Source organism: Tenacibaculum xiamenense, assembly GCF_964513065.1.
Classification (GTDB): domain Bacteria; phylum Bacteroidota; class Bacteroidia; order Flavobacteriales; family Flavobacteriaceae; genus Polaribacter; species Polaribacter xiamenense.
In genome coordinates, this window is record NZ_CAZEQU010000010.1 from 166,291 (window position 1) to 184,618 (window position 18,328).

General features: G+C 32.7%; 16 protein-coding genes. 1 reads left to right on the forward strand and 15 read right to left on the reverse strand.

All coding sequences use genetic code 11. The features are described from left to right. Nucleotides 1-24 precede the first annotated feature (24 nt). The 13 genes from ACKTTV_RS02685 to ACKTTV_RS02745 all read right to left on the reverse strand — a co-directional run bounded on the left by ACKTTV_RS02685 (nucleotide 25) and on the right by ACKTTV_RS02745 (nucleotide 14,779). A complete protein-coding gene (locus tag ACKTTV_RS02685) occupies nucleotides 25-534 on the reverse strand; it encodes a ClbS/DfsB family four-helix bundle protein (RefSeq protein ID WP_408029263.1) in 510 nt (169 codons plus the stop codon). Between the two features lie 16 nt (nucleotides 535-550). Beyond that, complete coding sequence (locus tag ACKTTV_RS02690; RefSeq protein ID WP_408029264.1) at nucleotides 551-1,786, reverse strand: NAD(P)/FAD-dependent oxidoreductase; 1,236 nt, start codon at nucleotides 1,784-1,786, stop codon at nucleotides 551-553. 145 nt (nucleotides 1,787-1,931) lie between these two features. Then, nucleotides 1,932-2,261, reverse strand: a complete 330-nt coding sequence (locus tag ACKTTV_RS02695) for a gamma-glutamylcyclotransferase family protein (protein WP_408029265.1) — start codon at nucleotides 2,259-2,261, stop codon at nucleotides 1,932-1,934. A gap of 73 nt (nucleotides 2,262-2,334) precedes the next feature. Beyond that, nucleotides 2,335-2,637, reverse strand: coding sequence for an antibiotic biosynthesis monooxygenase family protein (locus ACKTTV_RS02700; protein WP_408029266.1), 303 nt, complete (start codon nucleotides 2,635-2,637; stop codon nucleotides 2,335-2,337). After that, entirely contained in the window at nucleotides 2,634-2,969 is a 336-nt protein-coding gene (locus tag ACKTTV_RS02705) for a n-acetylglutamate synthase (RefSeq protein ID WP_408029267.1), read from the reverse strand. Before ACKTTV_RS02705 ends, ACKTTV_RS02700 begins: the two co-directional genes overlap by 4 nt. 93 nt (nucleotides 2,970-3,062) lie before the next feature. Then, a complete protein-coding gene (locus ACKTTV_RS02710; protein WP_408029268.1) occupies nucleotides 3,063-4,643 on the reverse strand; it encodes an NADP-dependent glyceraldehyde-3-phosphate dehydrogenase in 1,581 nt (526 codons plus the stop codon). Between the two features lie 936 nt (nucleotides 4,644-5,579). Further along, nucleotides 5,580-6,560, reverse strand: a complete 981-nt coding sequence (locus ACKTTV_RS02715; RefSeq protein ID WP_408029269.1) for an acyl-ACP desaturase — start codon at nucleotides 6,558-6,560, stop codon at nucleotides 5,580-5,582. A 171-nt stretch (nucleotides 6,561-6,731) separates the two neighbouring features. Beyond that, nucleotides 6,732-7,460 carry a lysophospholipid acyltransferase family protein gene (locus tag ACKTTV_RS02720; protein ID WP_408029270.1) on the reverse strand — a complete coding sequence of 243 codons (729 nt, stop codon included), beginning with the start codon at nucleotides 7,458-7,460 and terminating at the stop codon, nucleotides 6,732-6,734. A gap of 164 nt (nucleotides 7,461-7,624) precedes the next feature. After that, entirely contained in the window at nucleotides 7,625-8,053 is a 429-nt protein-coding gene (locus ACKTTV_RS02725) for a hypothetical protein (RefSeq protein WP_408029378.1), read from the reverse strand. A 132-nt stretch (nucleotides 8,054-8,185) separates the two neighbouring features. Continuing rightward, nucleotides 8,186-10,939 (reverse strand): TonB-dependent receptor, encoded by a 2,754-nt coding sequence (locus tag ACKTTV_RS02730; protein WP_408029271.1) that lies wholly within the window; start codon nucleotides 10,937-10,939, stop codon nucleotides 8,186-8,188. Nucleotides 10,940-11,056: 117 nt separating this feature from the next. Further along, nucleotides 11,057-12,625: a glucose-6-phosphate isomerase gene (gene pgi / locus ACKTTV_RS02735; protein WP_408029272.1), complete on the reverse strand. Its 1,569-nt coding sequence runs from the start codon at nucleotides 12,623-12,625 to the stop codon at nucleotides 11,057-11,059. Between the two features lie 5 nt (nucleotides 12,626-12,630). Beyond that, nucleotides 12,631-13,914 carry a peptidoglycan DD-metalloendopeptidase family protein gene (locus ACKTTV_RS02740; RefSeq protein ID WP_408029273.1) on the reverse strand — a complete coding sequence of 428 codons (1,284 nt, stop codon included), beginning with the start codon at nucleotides 13,912-13,914 and terminating at the stop codon, nucleotides 12,631-12,633. Between the two features lie 85 nt (nucleotides 13,915-13,999). Beyond that, complete coding sequence (locus tag ACKTTV_RS02745; protein ID WP_408029274.1) at nucleotides 14,000-14,779, reverse strand: DUF3108 domain-containing protein; 780 nt, start codon at nucleotides 14,777-14,779, stop codon at nucleotides 14,000-14,002. Between the two features lie 324 nt (nucleotides 14,780-15,103). On the opposite strand from ACKTTV_RS02745, the gene ACKTTV_RS02750 reads away from it, so the two are divergent. Then, nucleotides 15,104-15,883, forward strand: a complete 780-nt coding sequence (locus ACKTTV_RS02750; RefSeq protein WP_408029275.1) for a hypothetical protein — start codon at nucleotides 15,104-15,106, stop codon at nucleotides 15,881-15,883. A gap of 64 nt (nucleotides 15,884-15,947) precedes the next feature. Here ACKTTV_RS02750 and ACKTTV_RS02755 read toward each other — a convergent pair whose 3' ends face one another. Both ACKTTV_RS02755 and hppD read right to left on the reverse strand, forming a co-directional pair. Then, complete coding sequence (locus tag ACKTTV_RS02755) at nucleotides 15,948-16,865, reverse strand: tryptophan 2,3-dioxygenase family protein (RefSeq protein WP_408029276.1); 918 nt, start codon at nucleotides 16,863-16,865, stop codon at nucleotides 15,948-15,950. A 246-nt stretch (nucleotides 16,866-17,111) separates the two neighbouring features. After that, nucleotides 17,112-18,272 carry a 4-hydroxyphenylpyruvate dioxygenase gene (hppD, locus tag ACKTTV_RS02760; RefSeq protein WP_408029277.1) on the reverse strand — a complete coding sequence of 387 codons (1,161 nt, stop codon included), beginning with the start codon at nucleotides 18,270-18,272 and terminating at the stop codon, nucleotides 17,112-17,114. Between the last annotated feature and the right edge of the window lie 56 nt (nucleotides 18,273-18,328).

Below are 18,328 nucleotides of genomic sequence, written 5' to 3' on the forward strand. Positions count from 1 at the left end.
TAAGTTGTTTTTTCAATTTAGTAATTAATTTGATTTTATTTTTTTCCACTTTCGAACGCGAGCTCTTGCATTTTTATAAGGAGACGATGTATTAAATTGAATCATTTTTCCTTTGGTATATTTTTCATACCAAGGTTGCTCATATAACTCTTTATTTGCTGTTTCTTTTACTATTTCGAGTATTTCATTGACGTGTTTTTCCAATTTCTCTAGTAATTCCGAGTAAGCAAAAGTTTCGTAATCTTTATAAAACTTCTGAGCAAGCTTTCCAAGTTGATTCCATTTATAACCCGTCTCGGGAAAATCAACAATTTCTTTATTTTCCTTTTTTCTATGCCATTTCAACACGAGTTCAGCCCAACCAATAAGATACGCTACCAAGTCAGAAACACTCATTTCTGTGCCTTTTGCGTGCCCTTCTAGCTCTTTCATTTTAGTTAACTCAGCAGGAATTGTATCTAAATCCTGTTTCAATTTAGCATATGAATCTTCTATCGCTTTAATTAACTCTTCTTTGTTCTTTGGTACGGCCATGGTCTACAATTTAGCTTTAAAATTCCTCCTCTTTCAACTTAAAGAGATTAGTATATTCGTTACTCACCTCTTTTTCCAAAATACGCTGAGCAGCATATTCTCCCATTGCGGGTCCATGCTTAAACCCGTGTCCTGAACCAGCACCTACTATCCATGTGTTATCTGAAGCCGGTAGTTGATCAATAATAAAGTTACCATCTGTTGAATAGGTAACTTGACAAACACGACTTTCAATAATGGGTTGGTTTTTTAATGCAGGAAAACGGTTTTTCACAAAATCATGAGTTCTCTTAACCTGATAATGATTAATTAATCGCTCATCAGTATCTGGATCGAAAGAATTATGGTCAGGATAAATTGCTACTTTAAACCCTCTTTCTCCAATGTTTGGAAACCCATAGAATCCGCTTCCATAAACACTCCATTCTGGAATGTTAGGGTACGTAAATTGATTGTTTCCAGCTGGTGTTCCAACAAATAACACGTCTCTTCTTTCAACCTTTAATTTTGGTAATAATAATGATGGAAATACTTTTGGCAACCAAGGCCCACAAGCAAACACATAATGTTGGGCTTTCAACGTTTTGGTTCCGATATCAATTCCTTGAACCTTTCTATTTTTAATTACTGGAGTTCCTTTGGCAATCATTACTTTTCCTCCATTTTTTTCAAACTCTTTTGCTACCGTTTGTATTCCTTTTCTCGCGAGTAAAGTACTTCCTGATGCACCTCCATCGTTATACATGGCGGTTGCAATGTCATCGGATTTTATTTGCGGCCAACGATACCGAATTTCATCTTGACCTAAAACTTCAGTATTTGCGATTCCTTGTCTTTCTAGTTGCTGCTTCCTTTTTAATGCTCGCTGGCGATGCGCTTCGTTTTGCGACATGGCCAATCTTCCTGTCGATAACACTATTTGCCTGTTAGAGATTTCTTCCATGTTTTTCCATAGTTGATAAGATCTCAAAGCACTTTTAACATAAATGTCATTATCGTTATCGGCTTGAATTAATCGGGTTTCTCCTCCCGAGCTAGCTCTTGAGTTTCCTGGTCCATATGCATCAAGTAGTGTAACTTTGGCCCCCATTTTATTTAAATGATAAGCTGTCCATACTCCGAAAGTTCCAGCCCCAACTACAATAATTTCCGAGGAATTCGATGTTTCAAATACTTTTTTTGGGGAAAAATTAGCTAAAGAAACCCCTAATGCTCCCATGCCTGAGAGTTGCAGAAATTTTCTTCTTTTCATAATGTCAGTAGTAATAGTTTGGTTTTATATTCTCAAACCTAACCATTTAAAGTGATTTCCCCATACGATTTATTGAAAACCTAGCAATTTTAACACTTATTTTAGTTTCTATAAGTTTTTGTTTAATAACAACATTTACAAAACCTTACTGCCTTATAGCATATACATAAGCCTCTATTGTTTCATTATTTTCTTCAAGTATAACTGTAACTTTTACCCGTTGATACTCTTCTCCTTCGAATTCATCAAGCGACGCCCAATTATCTTTTAATTTTTCAGAATAAAATACATTTCCATACACTTTTCCTTCTTTATCATCTAATCGAATACCTGGGTATCCTACTAAAGCGCCCCAACCTTCTTCATAAAGTTTTCCATGAACATATCCTTTCTTCCAACTTCCTCCAATTTCTTTTAATATGTGCTCATTAGGCTTTCCTGGTCCCAAGGTTCCATAAACAAATAGTTTTTCCATTGTGTACAAGTTATTTTAATTACAGTGCGATAGTCCAGGTTTAATTCCCCGAAGTAGTTGATTATCTCATGTATTATTTATTATTTTCAAAAACCGTCTCGTAATGTTCAACTACTGGAAAAGGATCATAATAATGATGTAATAACTCCTTCCATTTAAGGTATTCTTTTGATGTTCGAAATCCTACTTCATGGCTTTTAAGATCTTCCCAATTGACAAGTAGAATATACCTACTGTCAACTTCAACACATTTCCTCAAACTATGGTTTAAATATCCATTTATTGAACTGATATATTGACTGGCGAATTTAAAATCACGTTCGAAATTTATTTCCTCGCCTTGTTTTACATCTAAAATAGCAACTTCTAAAATCATATTTCTTCTAATATGGATTGTCCTTTAGATTTATCTCCAGAAGTCCATTGCCAAGATTCATGTAAGCGTATCTTCCCATTTGACATTATTTCTGGTGTCGAAAAACATATTCCTGTCATTAATTCTCCTTTTTTGTTTATTTGATGATATCGCATTTCGATATTTCCTTTTTCATCCACTAAACCAATCAAATGCCCTTCTTTGATTTTACCTCCGTTATAACTAGATGTAAGAATGTTTCCTTTTTGGCAATACAAAAAAACGGTGTCTTCTGAAGTTTCAGAGTTCCCTGAACTTGAAACAGCTTTGAACTTTCTATTATTATAATTCATTAAAGAATGATCATTTTAAAAAGATGAATTCGTTTAAACTTTATAGCAATCTATAAAATCTAAACGAGTTCATTTCAAATTTCATTTAAAAAACTAGAGTATGTAATCCGTATTTATGAAATTACTTTTCTTACTATCAAGAAGTTCCTGTAGAATTTCGTTGTTATATTCGTTTTCTTTCGAAGCTACAAAAGTTCTAATTGAAAAAGATCGTAATGCGTCATGAATACTTAATGTTCCAACCGCTGAATCTTTTCGTCCAGTAAAAGGAAAAACATCTGGTCCTCTTTGACAAGAGCTATTTAAGTTTACTCTACAAACAAGATTAATTAAAACATCTATCAACGGAGCCAAAGTATTGGTGTCTTTCCCAAATAAACTTACTTGCTGCCCATAATCGGAAGCCGCCATATCGTCTAATGGTTCTTGTATGTCATTAAAGGTCATAATTGGTACCACAGGACCAAACTGCTCTTCATGATACACTCTCATTTTTTTATTCACAGGAAATAGAACTGCTGGAAATATATAATTATTACTTCGTTCTCCTCCTTTTTTATTTAAGATATTGGCTCCATTTACTTTAGCATCATCTATTAACTCTTGAATATAATCAGGTTTGTTTGGTTCAGGTAATGGTGTTAAAAAAGCCTCATTATCCCATGGGTTCCCGAATTTTAATTGATCTACTTTCGCCGAGAATTTTTTGTTAAACTCGTCTGCAATTGATTCATGTACATAAATAATTTTTAAGGCTGTACATCGCTGTCCATTATAAGATAATGATCCTGAAATACATTCAGAAACGGCTAAATCTAAATTAGCATCTGGTAATATGATTGCTGGGTTTTTGGCTTCTAAACCAAGAATTAATCGCAGTTTATTTTTTCCAGGGTGAAGATCTTGCAACGCAATGGCAGATTTACTGTTTCCTATAAGTGATAAAACGGTTACCAACCCTGTTTTCATTATTGGCGAAGCCACTTCTCTTCCTCTTCCATATAGAATATTGATAACTCCTTTTGGAAAGGCACTTTGAAATGCTTTTAATAATGGTGATAAAAGTAATACTCCAAATTTTGCTGGTTTAAACACCACTGTATTTCCCATTATTAAAGCAGGAATTAATAAGGTAAACGTTTCGTTTAGTGGATAATTATAAGGCCCTAAGCATAAAACAACACCTAAAGGACTTCGCTTTATCATAGCATTTATTCCCTGAACCTTAGTAAATCGTGCTCCTTCATGATTTAGTTCCTTATAATCTTCAATAGTATCATATATATACTTAACGGTTCTATCAAACTCTTTTTCGCTATCTGCTTTGGTTTTTCCAATTTCCCACATTAATAGTTTTACCACCTCTTCTCGTTCGTCTTTCATAAGAGAAACAAAATTCTCCATACATTGAATGCGATCTTGAACTTTCATTGTTGGCCAGTTTCCTTGACCGTTTTTAAAAGCTTTATCAGATGATTTCAATGCTTCTAATGCTTCTTTCTCTCCCATATAGGGTATTGATCCTAATAAAGTATGTTTGTATTCATTTGTGCTGGATATTGTTGAGAAGACTTCCGTTGTTTTTCCTTCCCATACTTTTAGTTCTCCATCTAACAAATATTCTCTTTGGTGAATAGGTTCATTTATTTGTAAATGTTTTGGAATAGCATTCATAAGTATTGTGTTTAGTTTGTTTTAAAAAATTGCCCCATATAAAGCTCTAACTTTTAAAACTAATAAACAACTGACTATGTTAGTTTTAAGGGTAAATTATCAAATACTTAATTTCAGCTTTAAAACCATATTTTTGCAATCGTTTTCGAAAAATATATGATTATTATTTTCTTATAAAATTGAAAAATCAATAATCATGAATTTGCTCTTTTTTAAGATTATATCCCGTTTTTAAACAACATTACGCCACGTTTACGACGTTTTTAACAACAAAACAATTGTTTTTTTTAAAAATATCGTAATCAAAAAATGTATTTTAATATATTTATGGAGAGTTAATTAATTTACTGCCAACCACATATGGATTCGAAAAAATCGCATCGTCTTGCTTTTATTCTTTTAGGTCTTCCTTTGCTAGTCTACCCCTTCCTTTTTTTAGCGAATATTATGTCTTTTGCAGCTCATGAATGCGCACATCAAAGTCATTTCCATAATGTAATTTTTAAATTATTTATATGGAGTAGTACATTATATCCAATTTCATATTTGGTTACCTTAGTATTGTATGTTTTTAAGAAAATAAAATATACATATTATATTCCTATACTACATTTATTTTTTGCTTCTGTTTGCTTTCTTTATTGGGTATGTTAGTTCTAAACGTTAAAATAAACACCGTTATTTCTTAATACTTTCTTAAAAACATCAATTTATTTGTTAAAAAAACATAAGATTACGGAACTCCGTAAAATTAGTTATTGGACTCTATTTAGCTTTGACCCGAATCCCCTAAGGCTGGCTAATCACCAACCATTTAATTAATCAAGATTAGTGTATTTTTCTTAGAAAGTTTAGATTAAGTAGAACGAAATACACGGTAAATTACAAACAACCAAGTAATTTAAAAAAAGGCAACCGTAAAAGGTTGCCTATTTTTTATGCTGGAATCATCCATTTAAAATTGAACTTGGTATCTGGTACCGAAATTCTTTCAGTGATCCTATACATACGATCTGGTAATTTCATTAGAAAATCACGAGCTTTTTCAGCTTCAGGAGTAAGGTTCGTTATTTTATCAATTTCCCAAAAACTATTTAGCTTCCTTACAATGTCTACATAATCGAAACCTGTATATACTCCTATTCTTTGAGCCACTGTTGAAAAATCATCAAACAAACTTCCTTTTTCTTCGAATGATTCTCTTAAGTGCATTGCTGGCATTACGATTTTATGTTTCATCATATGCTGAAAAGCCAACATCATTTCACTAGGGTCAAACTTGAAAATTTCCTTTACAAACTCAGCATAGGCTAAATGGTGACGCATTTCGTCTCCAGCAATGATTCTTGACATTTTAGCAAGTGCTTTATGCCCTTTTTTCTTTGCTATTTTAGCTACATTTAAATGTGATATGTACGTAGCCAATTCTTGAAACGATGTGTACACAAAATTCTTATAAGGATCTCTCGCAGTACCAATATCAAATCCGTCCGAAATTAAATGTTGTGTTGTAATTTCCACTTCACGCATATTTACACGACCAGAAAGATATAAGTATTTGTTAAGTACATCTCCATGGCGGTTTTCTTCTGCTGTCCATGCTCTTACCCATTTTGCCCATCCATTGTCCGGATGCTGCGTAACACCATCTAGGTCTAACAACCAAGATTCGTATGTAGGTAAAGCTTCCTCAGTGATAGTATCTCCTACTAATACTACCCAAAAATCGTCATCTAGTTCCTTAGATATTTCACGAATCTCTTTTACCTCCTCTATAAAGCTATCACTCTGAGAGTTCGGTAAAAAGTCTGTCGGTTGCCATATCTTTTCAATAGGAACTAAAAATTTGTCTACAAAACTGTCGATATTTTTCTCCAGTGTTTGCATCACTTCTTTTCTTATATTCTGTATTGACATTTCGTACAGGGGTTTATTTTTAGTTATTTGTTTCTATAATTATATACCACCAAGGAACACATAAAACTGGGTTCCTTATGTATTATTAACTCTGCAAAGAGAGTTTTCCTTATCTTCAGAAATTCTGAAGATTGTTTAAGATCATTAGTGGTTAAAAGTCAGTTTACACTTTTAGTTTACGGAAGATTTTACCGTAGTTTCAACCTTCTCTAGTAATTCATTAAATGGTAAACTATCTACCTTTATAGGTTCATGGGTAGTTATGGTAATTGGACTTCCTATTCCCAATGGATATTTTCCGTATTTAAACACTTTCCAAGAATTATTTATGGTCAAGGGAACCACATACGCTTCAGGATTGTATTTTACCAACATTTTTAAACCATTAGGTGCAAAATTCTTCGGTTTTCCTGTTCTACTTCTTGTTCCTTCAGGAAATATTACCGCTGACCATTTGTTTTTGTTTATCCTTTTAGCAAACTTACCCAATTCAGCCAAAGCCTGCTTTCCATCTTTTCTATCGATTAAGGCGGCACCTCCATGACGTAGGTTAAATGATACACTTGGTATTCCTTTACCTAATTCTTTTTTTGAGACAAATTTTGGCCAGTGTTTTCGAAAATGCCAAATAATTGGCGGTATGTCAAACAAACTTTGGTGGTTTGCTACAAATAATAATGTGGTGTTTTCAGGTAGTTTTTTATGGTTGATAAATTTCACTGGGTTTCCTAAAATTAGGAGTGATTTGACCAAAAACCAATTCATAATATTAACTACTTTTTGATGCCCTTTACTTCCAAAAAGCTTTAATCCAAGCCATTGTATTGGATGAAATATTAACAACAATAAAAAAAACACCAATGCAAATATTGGCGATAGGAGGTAACTAATTATTTTCACTTTTAATAGTTGAACTTAACTCAAGTTTCACATTGAACTTATCTAAAATAGCTTAACGATATTGCTTGAATCTCGTGATTATTTACAAAAATAAAAAATCCTGCCGAGGCAGGACTATTTTTTTAAGGTAAACCCTCAATATATGACTATTTTATAGTACATAGTTAAGATTGAAACCAATTACTCCATGGAATTCTTGATAATACTAGTACTAAAGCAATTCCGTAGAAAATAGCGAATGACTTGAATTTATCTTCACTTTTTACCTTTTTCTTGTGTTTTGACCATCCTATAGTAATTAATACAATAGCAATAATCATTGTTACAGGATGTTCAACAGCCAATAATCTTGCTGCCGATGCTTTCATTACCTCACCTCCATTAGCTTTTAAAGCTTTATACCAAGGAGACATAAAATACCACCCTAACCCAATTAACAATTGGATATGACTTGTAATTAATGTAAACAACCCTAAACGGAATTCTTTGTGAGTAAATTCTTTTTTCTGGATTAATCCTATTATTGCATTCACAACGGTATAAATTAATACAGCCAATACAATATATGCCCAATAGGAATGAACGGTTTTCATCATGCTTTTGCTAGTTTTAGTTCTTGCAAATTTACTGAATTTTGATCATTAAGGAAGCCTTAATATATAATATGAGTTAAAACAAAAAACCACCTCAAATGAGGTGGCTTTATAATATCTAATAATATTTTCTTAGAATTTATATCTAACAGAGAAGTTCCAAGTTGTACCAAATCCAAAAAATACTTTGTTGTCAGTATTTACTCCTCTAAAAGTATCAAAGTTTCCTCTACGACCAACAGCATAGTTTGTTGCAGATTCAGCAATGTACTCTTCATCGAATAAGTTGTTTACATTCAATCTGAAGTTTAAAGATTGATTTTTCTCTTTATTTACAACCCACTTGTAAGACATTCCTAAATCAGAAATTGTATATCCAGGTAACTGGATTGCTGGATCTAATTCTGTAGCATCATCGTTTAATGAATCATCAATTACTAAAGCAGAGAATAATCTGTCATTAAAACGTTGGTTATAATCGATTTTAAAGTTTTTCCAAGGCTTAACCTCGATACCGATTCTTGCCGTAGTTTGAGGTGAATTACCAACTTTTACATCATTTACATCTAAATCGATAGTACCAATTTGATTTTGGTCTTGATCAAATGCTGTACCAGTAATTCTATCTTGATATGTCCAGTCACCATAAGAGAACATACCTAAAAGCTTAACATCTTCAGTAACGTTATAAGAGAAATCTAATTCAACACCAGTATGTAACTGAGTAATACCTAATAAGTTTGCATTACCCTCATCACCTGTTGAGTTCTCAAAACCAATGTTAATGAATCTATCACTCCACTGAGTTCTATATAAGTTTAAGTTTGCTTGGAATCTTGGTGTAGTATAACCGTATCCTAATTCAAAACCTAATACCTTTTCATTTGTATAATCAGGGTTAAGATCGTTTCTGAAGTTTAAGAAGATCGCATCAAAAAATGGTTGTTTAGAATACCACCCAGCATTAGCGAAAACGTTGTGCTCTTCATCAATGTTCCAGTTGATACCTCCTTTAATATTTCCTCCCCAGATGTTAACCCAATCAGTTTCCTGAGCAGGATCTGAATCTAAGTAATTGAAGTAATCAATTCTTTTGAATCCTTGATTTGATAAACCTCCTTGGAAGAAAGCAGAAATATCATCGTTTTTATATTCTAACTGAGTAAATGCTCCATACCAACGTACTCTACCATCATTATGATAGTTAATTTTTTCTTCATCGTCAGTGCTTCTGAAAACATTCCATAAACTACTAATATCTGAACTATATTCAGTTGTTAATACATTTAAAGGTTGGTTAATATTATCGTTATCTCTATATCCATCAGCACCTAATAAGTTATCAATTCTTCTATAGTGAATTCCTGTATAAGAACGTAAGTCAATTCCAAAATCTAAAGTTAAATTCTCATTTAATTCAGTATTGAAGTTTGATAAAAGTCCATACCAGTTATGTGAATTTATAGAAGCTCTACGAATAGCACCGTTTCTTCTTTCTAATCCGGCTGGAATATCACCTGAACTTAATTCATCATCATTTACGATAAATGTTCCTGTAGTTGGGTCAGCAACGTTAGCATAAGAATAACCGCTAGCAAAGTTTCCTCCTTGACCAGAGTTTGCTTTAACAATCTCATCCCATTGAACAAGACCTGTAGCTGGATCTCTAAATCTACTTGAACTAGCAAAGTTTCCTCCCAAACGACCAATATCTCCAGTTCCTCCTCCACGTCCGAAAGATACATAAGCAGATGTTGATAAAGAAGACTTATCATTAATTTCCCAGTTCCAGTTTATCGAAGTAAGTGGTTTGTGGTAAAAATTCTTTCTCCAGTTAAACTCCTCACCATTTAAATAACCATGGTTGTAGTTATATTTAGTTCCATATTGTAAATAATCATCTAACGTAGCCATGTTAAAGAAACTTGTTGTTCTTTGGTTGTGCGTTTGAGGTGCTCCAGTTAACATGAATTGTAAATCATGATCTCCATCTCCTAACTCCCAACCTAAACCTACGAAATAATTATATCCTTGGAACTCTGTTCCATTTACATAACCATCTCCAGAAGTTCTACTTAATAAGAAAGAAGCAGCAAAACCGTTCTCGTTTTTACCAGTAGAATATGAAGCTAATGTTTTTAAGTAGTTGTCATTACCATAAGAAGCAAGAATTGTTCCTCCTTCTTTTTTATCAGTCGTTTTAGTAACAATATTTATAGTACCTCCAACTGAAGAAATTGCCAATTTAGAAGACCCTAAACCTCTTTGAACCTGCATTGCAGTAGTTACATCAGATAAACCAGCCCAGTTAGACCAGAATACTCTTCCGTTTTCCATGTCGTTCACAGGTACTCCGTTAATTAATACCGCAATATTTTCTTGAGAAAAACCACGAATATCAATTCTTGCATCTCCAAAACCACCTCCAGATTTAGTAGCGTATACAGAAGGCGTATTGTTTAATATTTCAGGAAATTCTAACGATCCTAACTTCTCTTGAATTTCAGAAGCCTTTATCGTAGAAACAGCTACAGGAGTTTCTCTTCCTTTAGCTACATCAATTAACCCTGTAACAACAACCTCCCCAAGAATATTAGAAGGCTCTAATTTAATTGTTCCCAAGTTACTTGAAGTATATGAAACCTCTTTTGTTTCATAACCGATGAATGAAACTAAAACTGTTCCTGAGTTTGATTTCGCATTTAAAATAAATTTACCGTCGAAATCGGTTGCAGCACCATTTGTAGTCCCCTTTACTACAACATTTGCTCCTGGTAATGGTTCACCCGCTTCGTCAACCACGGTACCAGTGATTCTGGTTTGTCCTAAAATAGTAGCCGTTACAAAAAATAACGCTACCATTAAAACGTTTTTAAGTTTTCTCATTGTCTAATCTAATTGTTATTAAATAGCTTGAGCAAAATTCTAATTTTTACTCATTCCCAATATTAACTTAATGTTAAGTTTTTTAACATTATTTTAAGTTTACAAAATAACTAATTTTTAGGACTTTAGCATTTTTTTTGCTAATTCTTTACCAAGTTCCACCCCAAATTGGTCAAAAGAGTACACATTCCATAAAACCCCTTGCACGAACACTTTATGCTCATACATTGAAATCAACATTCCTAAGGTTTTTGGGGTTAACTTTTTGATGGTAATTGCCGTTGAAGGTTTGTTTCCTGAAAAAACTTTATAGGGAAGTAAACGTGCTAAATCATCCAGCTTTCCATTTACCTTTAAATCTAAATGTGCTTCCTCTCTGGTTTTACCAAAAGCAAGCGCTTCTATTTGACCATAAAAATTGGCCATCAGTTTATTATGATGATCATTATCGCCATACAATGATTCTTCAAAACCAATAAAATCTGCTGGAATTATCTTGGTTCCTTGGTGCAATAGTTGCATAAACGAATGTTGCATATTTGTTCCAACACTTCCCCAAACAATGGTTCCTGTTTGATACGTAACTTCTTCACCATTTCTATCAACTCCTTTTCCATTACTTTCCATAAAAGCCTGTTGCAAATACTCAGGTAAATCTTTTAAATAGTGAGAATAACTAAAAATAGCTTCCGATTCACAATTCAAAAAGTTGTTATACCAAACACTTAATAATGATAATAAAACAGGAATATTCTGGTCAAAATCTGAAGTTCTAAAATGAATATCCATTTTTTCAGCTCCATCTAATAACTCTCTGAACTTGTCAAAACCTAAGGACAAACTAATACTAAGTCCAACAGCAGACCACAAAGAGAAACGTCCACCTACCCAATCCCACATTGGGAATATATTTTTTTTGTCTATTCCGAAATTTACAACGGCATCAATATTTGTTGACACTGCCACAAAATGTTTGGCTACATCAAAAACGGTTGCCGATTTTAAAAACCAATCTCTTATCGTATTAGCATTTGTTATGGTTTCTTGAGTTGTAAAAGTTTTAGAAACAATTACAAATAGAGTTGTTTCAGGGTTTATTTTTTTTAAAATTTCCTGAACATGATCGCCATCAACATTTGAAACAAAATGAGTGTTTAGTTTGTTTTGATAATATTTTAAGGACTCCACCACCATTCGAGGACCAAAATCAGAACCTCCAATTCCAATATTTACTATATCGGTTATTGGTTTGTCAGTATATCCTTTCCATTTACCTGAAATCACTTTTCCTGAAAAAGCTTTAATCTTTCTTAAGGCTGTTCTAATTTGAGGTTTAACATCTTTACCATTAACAATTACGGGCTCTTCAGAATTACTTCGTAAAGCAGTATGCAACACGGCTCTTCCTTCGGTTACGTTTATAATGTCTCCTGTAAAGTATTTTTCTATAGCATCTTTTAAATCGACATCATTAGCCAACGATAACAGATTGCTTAGTGTTTCTTTAGAAACTAAATTTTTTGAAAGATCTATATTGAAATCATCAAATTTATAAACAAACCCTTTCCCTCTTTCTTCATCCTCCTGAAAAAGTCGTCTTAAATTATAATGCTTTGCATTTTCGTAATGAGTTTCTAGGTTTTTCCAAGCTTCGGTTTTAGTCGGGTTAATATTCTTTAATGCCATGTGTTTTAATTAGTTGCTAGATTATCTTGCCCCAAAAATATAGAATCTACCTTTTTTACAAAATAAATACTGTCTAATTGTTTTTTAAATGGTTCTATATATTTAAAATATCGAGGTTTAATAGTATCTGCCAAAGGTTTTGCCGAAGGAAGTTTTTCTCTGAAAGGGTCAACTTGCACTCGATTTTTCCAAAAACGATAACACACATGAGGTCCACTAGTATTTCCTGTCATACCAACCCAACCAATAATATCTCCTTGTTTTACATAATCACCCACACGAACCTTCCTTCTTTTCATATGTAAATATTGAGTTGTATATGTACTATTATGCTTTACTTTTACATAATTTCCATTCCCTCCTCTTCTCGCCGACTCAACAACAGTTCCACTTGCGGTAGTCATAATTGGTGTTCCATAGGGCGCAGCAAAATCTGTTCCTCTATGAGGTCTAATTTTATTTCCGTAAAGTTTAATCCTTCTTCGCAAATTAAACCTCGAAGAAATTCTGTATTGGAATTTTATTGGAGACTTTAAGAAAGTGCTTCTCAGCATATTTCCTTTTTCATCATAATAATCCGCTTCGTTTTTAATGGTATCAGCAATAAATTTATAGGCATATAAATCTTCTCCTTTATGATTAAACAAAGCTGCCTTTACCTCACCATAACCAACAAAGACTGTATCATTGATAAACTTTTCTTCATAAATAAGTTTGAAATTGTCTCCTTTCTGAAGGCGATAAAAATCTAAGGTCCAAGCATAAATATCAGCAACTGTATTGGTTAATGAGGCATGCAAACCCAAACTATCCATTGTTACGGAAAGGTTCGAATTAATTTCACCTGCTATCTCTTTTTCTATAACTTTTATTTTCTTTTTATGCTTGAAAGCAGAAATAATGGAGTCCTTAAAGTCAATAATAGTTGCTTGCACTCTGTTGTGTTTATAAATAAAAACCTGTGCTTTTTGAAGTGAGTCCTTTGATGTTAAAATCGTGTATGGTTTACCAGTTCTGACTCTTCTAACATCAAACGTATCTTTTATAGTAGTAGCAATCTTGTTAATTTTAGGGTACATCACGTGATGTCTATCTAAAATAACACCAAAACTTTCGCCCTTTTTAATGGTGTCGTTAACCATATTAAACTTATCCAAATTATACCCAAAAAACATAATGGGCTCGGGCTTTTTTACTTCTTTTATTTCAGTAATTTCCTTTTTATCTTCTTTTTTACAAGATAAAGTAATGCATAAAGTGAGTAGTAGTAGGTATGTTATTTGTTTCAAAAAGAGCTGTTTTTTATGACCATTCTCGCAAAAATACAAATATTTACATTTGATTTTTACATTTTAACAACTCATAAACAACTTATTACTTGGTAAATGTAATCTCGAAAGGATTAGCCAAGCCTTTATATGCCTCTAATTCTGCTCTTAAAGACCCTACAGCTAAAGAGGCCTTCATCTTAATTGGTATTTTATTATCATCAGCAGTAATCCAAACAGTAACACTTTCTTTGGCCTTAAACACTCTTCCTGCTTGTACTAATGGACGGAATTTTTGAGTTTTTACTTTTCCAAATTTAGTTTTTAACGTTTCATACCCTAAAAACCTCAACTTAAACGGATAACTCTTATCATCAAAAAACATAGATACTTTTATTTCCTCTCCTTTTTTCATACTTTTTGTATCATGATTTCTCAAAAAGTAAAATGTCGAAATCATATCTTGAGGGCTTCTTACAGATATAATACTATCTTTTTGTTTAATAAAATCCTGAACGTAGGCAGTGTTATTATCGTAATTAAAGGTTATATTTCTTTTCTTCTTATAACCTCCTTCATCAATATCCCTAACAAATAAATAAGGTTTTACATTTTTTGGTGTAAAGTAACTTTCATATCTATCATTCACCTTAAAGAACCAACTAATCATGCCGGAAGTCCATCCTTTTCCAATTGCATGAATTACTTTTTTTCCTTTAAGTGTTTTATTTTTTAACTCTAAAGTAGCGGTTCCTGCTCTCAAAAAACCACTATAACTCATTCTATATTTTAGCCACTCTCCTCCCTTAAACGCAGTAGGTACTTCTTGGGCGCTCATATTTAACACCAAACATAATAAAGCTAAAAAAGTAATATATTTTTTCATCTGTATTTTTTTATCGTTCCACATGAAACAAAATATTTAATTCCATGGTCTTCAAACTTATGAATTTTGATAAACAATTTCTATTCCATTCTTTTCAAAATTCCAAAACTTACCAATATTATAACATTAAAAAGCTCTTTCAAGTATAAAAACCAAACATTTATACCTAAAAAACAAACACTTAAGACATTTACACAAATCAAGCTTCATCGATTCAATAATTTTATCGAGCTTCTTTTAATTTACTCTACTACAATAAGATCGAAGTTTTTATAAAAACTTCTAGCTATTTCTAACCAAAATAAATAACGAAAATTTCAAATTATGAAAACAGATCAATCTGTAGTATCAAACCCTGTCATTCCTTTTTTAAATAAAATTCTTGAAGGTTTAGTTCCTAAAATTAATACAATTGTTGACAAACTAATTGTTTCCGAAGGTTATGATCCTTGGAAAAATATCGATAGTGGCAAAGTAAGTCCTGGTAGTATTAACTTAGGAATATGTAGTGCAACAGTATACGCCGAATACTATTTAAAAAACCTTACAGGTTTGAGTTCTTTAGAAATCACAGAAGCGGAGGTTGTTTCTCTTAATTCTATAGCTGAAGAGCTTGCTAAACACCCAAACCAAAATGAAGTTCCCGCCATAAAAAAGGCCATGGGCTTTTCTAATTTACAAAATAATAGTAGTGATGATCTTTCCGGGAATATTGCTATTGAAGCTCGTCTAAACAAAAGTCTTTCTTTACAGTTGGGTGGTTCTGTAGGAGCCAAATGTGGTTTTATACACCCTTCTGTTGGTCTTGGTGGCTCTATTTCCGTTAATAGTATAACTGGAAGTGGAAGCGGTAACATATCTGTAAGTGCTGAATCAGGAAAGGTTTGCTTATCTAAAATTCAAATAGAAAATTTATCATTTGACTTTTCTAATATTGATGTAAGCATTAATGGCTTGGGCATTTTTAATGTAATTCTAGATCCATTAGTTAACTTATTCAAAGGAGTAATTAAGGATAAAGTATTGCCTCAAATTGAGAGTTTAGTTAAATCAAAATTAAATGATGTAATCTCAGGAGAATTGCCTCAATGTTTGGATTTATAAAAAAATACTCCAGACTATAACTAATATAGTCTGGAGTTTTAAGTTGTATTCAAGAGTTTCCACTTTAGAATGTACCCCAATTTTTAAGCTCTTCTTCGCTCCATAAATATGGAAAGAAAATTCGTCTTTGATATTTTGGATGTAAATATTTTCTCCAGTTACTACCTCCTGTAGCCTCTAATGCTGTATCGTCACCTCCTAAATACTTTCCAGCAGCATTGTAATGAGCCATTACCCATTTAACATTAACGGTATAGTCGTAATGACGCATGGCTTCGATTAGTTCTTTATTTTCTTTAGTTTCTTTTGGTAATTGCTTAAACTTTGCAGACAAGTTACAGTCTCTGTAATCTTCCATAAAGTCAATGAACTCTCCCATATACTTTTTCTCAAAAAGTTTTAGCAACGTTGTCTTTTGACCAGTCGTGTAATTCTTTCCAGCCGCCTGCCAATACAAATGATCATAGGCATTTTTAAAAGATGAGCTTCTATCAATTGTATCTCTAAATCGAGAATCAATTAAATTAATTAATTCAGTTGATGCAAACTCAACCTTTCTATATTGAGCACTCTGAAAACCACTTGCAGGAGTTAAAGCGTTTCTAAATTTTAAATATTGTTCAACATCCATTCCGTCAGCCATTACTGAAAACGAACTACAAAGCATGTCAAAATATCTGCTGATTCTTGTTAAATGTTTCGAAAATTTTTCTGCAGAAATTTCATCAGATTTAGCAACCTGATCAATTTCCCATAAAATCATTTTAAACAACAACTCATTTACTTGATGGTACATAATAAAAACCATCTCATCTGGCTCTGTTGTTCTAGGTATTTGTAAGCCTAATAAAGCGTCTGTTTGTATGTAATCCCAATAAGTAATTGGTTTACTCCAAAGAAGCCCCTCTAACATAGTTTCTGTAGAGACCCCTAGCTCATTATATTTATCATCAATGGCCTTTAATAATTCCTCTTTGTTCATGTTTCAAAATTACAATAATTGTTAATCATTTACTCGCTTACGAGCATTTAAATATTTGCCAAACTTCTAATTTTAACTGAATCATTTTCTTCAGTAGAAAACATTTGGCATTTCTCATATGTAGTAATATGATTAAGAAAAAGGAGATTTTATGTTTATATATCGATCCATTCTTTTTGAAAACAAAAAGCCAAGAAACTAAATATTATTTAATTCTTGGCTTTATTTTCTTACATTCTATAATTGTTATAGAGTTCCTCTTAATTGTTGCTCTCTTTCAATAGATTCAAACAACGCTTTAAAGTTTCCAGCTCCAAATCCACGAGCTCCCATTCTTTGGATAATTTCAAAGAATAAAGTCGGTCTATCTTCTACTGGCTTGGTAAATATCTGTAATAAATACCCTTCTTCATCCGCATCAACCAAAATAGATAACTCCTGTAATTTAGCTATATCTTCTTTCATTATTTCCATATGAACTCCTAACCTTTCAGGAATCATATCATAATATGATTGAGGTGGTGGTGGCAAAAACTCTACTCCATTTGCTTTTAGCTGAGCAACTGTTTTGATAATATCATCCGTTGCTACTGCTATATGCTGCACACCTTCTCCTTCGTAAAAGTCTAAATACTCCTCAATCTGAGAACGCTTCGCTGCTTTCGCTGGTTCATTAATTGGAAATTTCACCCTTCCATTTCCATTACTCATTACTTTACTCATAAGTGCTGAATACTCTGTATGAATTTGCTTATCATCAAACGATAAAAAGTTTTCAAACCCCATTACATCTTCATACCATTTTACCCAAGTATTCATTTGACCCCATCCAACATTTCCTACCATGTGATCAATATATTTTAAACCTGCACTTGGTGGATTGTAATCTGGATTCCAATCAATAAACCCTGGCATAAAAGTTCCTTTATAATTTTTACGCTCAACAAACATATGCACTGTTTCTCCATATGTATAAATTCCTGAACGTACTACTTCTCCGTGTTCGTCTTTTTCAACTGTTGGCTCCATGTAAGACTTCGCTCCTCTTTTTGTTGTTTCTTCCCAAGCCGAACGAGCATCTTCAACCCATAACGCAACAACCTTTACACCATCACCATGCTTAACAATATGGTCATTCACTGGAGATTTACTGTTCAATGGAGTTGTTAATACCAAACGTATTTTATCTTGAACCAAAACATAGCTTACTTCATCTTTCGATCCAGTTTCTAAACCTTTATATGCTAAAGATTGGAAACCAAAAGCTGTTTTATAAAAATGTGCAGATTGCTTTGCATTACCTACATAAAATTCAACGTAATCTGTTCCTAAAAGTGGAAGGAAATCTTGAGCTCCTTCAAATATTTTTTCTAAACCGTAGTTTACTGATTTTATTTCTTTTGACATGTGTTCTTAAATTTGATGTTTTTGTTAATTAGAAAATAATCTTTCTAAAACTAATT

Excerpts from the sequence above, each read along its gene's own strand:
- ACKTTV_RS02685 (WP_408029263.1), bottom strand. The coding sequence starts at position 534 with ATGGCCGTACCAAAGAACAAAGAAGAGTTAATTAAAGCGATAGAAGAT.
- ACKTTV_RS02690 (WP_408029264.1), bottom strand. The coding sequence starts at position 1,786 with ATGAAAAGAAGAAAATTTCTGCAACTCTCAGGCATGGGAGCATTAGGG.
- ACKTTV_RS02695 (WP_408029265.1), bottom strand. The coding sequence starts at position 2,261 with ATGGAAAAACTATTTGTTTATGGAACCTTGGGACCAGGAAAGCCTAAT.
- ACKTTV_RS02700 (WP_408029266.1), bottom strand. The coding sequence starts at position 2,637 with ATGATTTTAGAAGTTGCTATTTTAGATGTAAAACAAGGCGAGGAAATA.
- ACKTTV_RS02705 (WP_408029267.1), bottom strand. The coding sequence starts at position 2,969 with ATGAATTATAATAATAGAAAGTTCAAAGCTGTTTCAAGTTCAGGGAAC.
- ACKTTV_RS02710 (WP_408029268.1), bottom strand. The coding sequence starts at position 4,643 with ATGAATGCTATTCCAAAACATTTACAAATAAATGAACCTATTCACCAA.
- ACKTTV_RS02715 (WP_408029269.1), bottom strand. The coding sequence starts at position 6,560 with ATGTCAATACAGAATATAAGAAAAGAAGTGATGCAAACACTGGAGAAA.
- ACKTTV_RS02725 (WP_408029378.1), bottom strand. The coding sequence starts at position 8,053 with ATGAAAACCGTTCATTCCTATTGGGCATATATTGTATTGGCTGTATTA.
- ACKTTV_RS02730 (WP_408029271.1), bottom strand. The coding sequence starts at position 10,939 with ATGAGAAAACTTAAAAACGTTTTAATGGTAGCGTTATTTTTTGTAACG.
- pgi (WP_408029272.1), bottom strand. The coding sequence starts at position 12,625 with ATGGCATTAAAGAATATTAACCCGACTAAAACCGAAGCTTGGAAAAAC.
- ACKTTV_RS02745 (WP_408029274.1), bottom strand. The coding sequence starts at position 14,779 with ATGAAAAAATATATTACTTTTTTAGCTTTATTATGTTTGGTGTTAAAT.
- ACKTTV_RS02750 (WP_408029275.1), top strand. The coding sequence starts at position 15,104 with ATGAAAACAGATCAATCTGTAGTATCAAACCCTGTCATTCCTTTTTTA.
- ACKTTV_RS02755 (WP_408029276.1), bottom strand. The coding sequence starts at position 16,865 with ATGAACAAAGAGGAATTATTAAAGGCCATTGATGATAAATATAATGAG.
- hppD (WP_408029277.1), bottom strand. The coding sequence starts at position 18,272 with ATGTCAAAAGAAATAAAATCAGTAAACTACGGTTTAGAAAAAATATTT.